Origin of the sequence: Methylobacterium nigriterrae (genome assembly GCF_037106235.1) — a bacterium.
Lineage (GTDB): Bacteria > Pseudomonadota > Alphaproteobacteria > Rhizobiales > Beijerinckiaceae > Methylobacterium > Methylobacterium nigriterrae.
The window spans coordinates 1-588 of the sequence record NZ_JBAWTG010000496.1; the positions used below are offsets into that span (position 1 = coordinate 1).

The 588-nt window shown below is 69.4% G+C and carries 1 protein-coding gene; it reads left to right on the forward strand.

Going from position 1 to position 588, the window contains the following annotated elements; genetic code table 11:
• Positions 1–588 (forward strand): MFS transporter (locus WDW90_RS37925; RefSeq protein WP_336492849.1); only part of this gene is annotated, 588 nt, incomplete at both ends.

Here is a 588-nt window from a genome sequence, read left to right on the forward strand (position 1 = left end):
CGAGCTCGGCCTCGCCTTCTCGGCCTTCGCCTATCCTTACGCCTTCTTCCAGATCGCGGGCGGCTGGCTCGGCGATCGGCTCGGCCCGCGGATGACCCTGCTGATCTGCGGCACGATCTGGTCGGCCGCGACCGTGATGATCGGCTTCGTCGAGGGGGCGATGTCCCTGATCGCCGTGCGATTCCTCCTCGGCATCGGCGAGGGGTCGGCCTTCCCGACCGCCACCCGGGCGCTGTCGAACTGGATGGCGGCCGACCGGCGCGGCTTCGCGCAGGGCATCACGCACGCCTTCGCCCGGCTCGGCAACGCGCTGACGCCGCCGCTCATCGCCTTCCTGGTGGTCGCCCTGTCCTGGCGCGATTCCTTCATCATCGTGGGGCTCATCAGCTTCGCCTGGGTCGCGCTCTGGTGGTTCTACTTCCGCGACGATCCGCGCGACCACAAGCACGTCACCGAGGCCGAGATCGCGGTTCTGCCAGCGAGAAGGATCGCGGGCGAGCGCAAGGCGGTGCCGTGGCGGCGGCTGCTCAGGCGGATGCTGCCGGTCACCCTGACCGACTTCTGCTACGGCTGGACGCTCTGGCTGTT